Origin of the sequence: Yoonia sediminilitoris (assembly GCF_003058085.1) — a bacterium.
Classification (GTDB): Bacteria; Pseudomonadota; Alphaproteobacteria; order Rhodobacterales; family Rhodobacteraceae; genus Yoonia; species Yoonia sediminilitoris.
Genome location: NZ_QBUD01000046.1, coordinates 1 through 1381, shown reverse-complemented (window position 1 = coordinate 1381; position 1381 = coordinate 1). Strand labels below are relative to the sequence as shown.

Sequence of the window (1381 nt, the reverse complement as noted above, 5' to 3'; positions counted from 1 at the left end):
CAGGAGCCAATGGTATGGACCCCGCCGCCTTCGGTCGGCGACCCTTAGAAGATCAATTTTGGGAAAGGAGAAATACCATGCAGATAGTGAGAATTGGTTTGGACTTGGCGAAGAACGTCTTTGAGGTCCACGGCGTAGATGCTCAGGAAGAAGCCATCCTGCGAAAGACTTTGCGACGAGATGCGGTTGCGCAGTTCTTTGCGGATTTGCCGCCTTGTATTGTTGGAATGGAAGCTTGCAGCGGTTCACACTATTGGGCGAAAGTATTTGCCAATCTAGGCCATGAGGTTCGTTTGATCTCACCGCAATTTGTGACACCGTATGTGAAATCCAACAAGAACGACCGGAACGATGCCGAGGCAATTTGCGAGGCCATCGGCAGGCCGTCCATGCGCTTTGTGCCGCCAAAATCCTCGGAACAACTCGAGATCCAGGCTGTTCATCGTATCCGTCAAAGACTGGTGTCAAATCGGACACGGCTGGTGAACCAGATCCGAGGTTTGTTGGCAGAGCATGGGGTGGTCGTTGCCCGCGATATCACGCGTCTGAGACATGCGCTTGGGCAGATTGCGGATGGAACCGACAATAACCTCGGAGACATGATCTTGGAGCTGGTTTGTGATGTGCGTGAAGAGCTTGGTGAATTGGATCAACGCATTGCGGCTTACAACAAGCGCATTCGAGGCCTATTTCGATCCAACGAGATGTGCCAACGCATTGGTGAGATCGAGGGGATCGGCCCAATAACGGCAACAGCACTTGTTGCGGCTGTTGGAGACCGGACGTGCTTCAAGAACGGAAGACAGTTTGCAGCATGGCTTGGGCTGGTTCCCAAGCAGCGATCCAGTGGTGGCAAGTCGCGCCTGTTTGGGATCAGCAAACGCGGGGATCGATACTTGCGCACCTTGATGATCCATGGGGCCCGCGCCGTCCTTGCAAAGGCGGGAGGCAAAACTGACCCTCGGAGCCTGTGGATCGGACGGATGCGTAACCGGCGACATCCAAATGTGGTGGCTGTCGCAGTTGCCAACAAAAATGCCAGGATCGTTTGGTCAGTCTTGTCCGGTGGCGGCAGATATCAGCCCGTCGCCCCAATGTAAGAAAGCACCGAGGCGCTAGAATCAGGAGGACAAACCCGGAATATTGCAGCAAATTGGCATGGGATGGTGACAACGACACGAACCGTCGCTTCTTGACCCTGGTGTGTGGATCGGCACAGCAAAGCTGATGCCTTGGAGCCAATGAGGGAGAAGCACGCGGAAATCCATCGGGGCTCGCGGCGACAATGTATTGGGCCGCTCAAAGAAGCCGGATATACGTCAGCAATCGTGATCCTGAACCAAGCCTGCCAAGACTGTTGCAATAAGGCGGGGTCCATATA

The 1381-nt window shown here is 54.5% G+C and carries 1 protein-coding gene; it reads left to right on the top strand.

Annotated elements, in window-relative coordinates; genetic code table 11:
* The first annotated feature begins 77 nt into the window (after positions 1 to 77).
* On the top strand, positions 78 to 1100 hold the full coding sequence (locus C8N45_RS22925) for an IS110 family RNA-guided transposase (protein ID WP_108389380.1): 1023 nt from the start codon (positions 78 to 80) through the stop codon (positions 1098 to 1100).
* The last annotated feature ends 281 nt before the right edge of the window (positions 1101 to 1381 follow it).

Excerpts from the sequence above, each read along its gene's own strand:
- C8N45_RS22925 (WP_108389380.1), top strand. The coding sequence starts at position 78 with ATGCAGATAGTGAGAATTGGTTTGGACTTGGCGAAGAACGTCTTTGAG.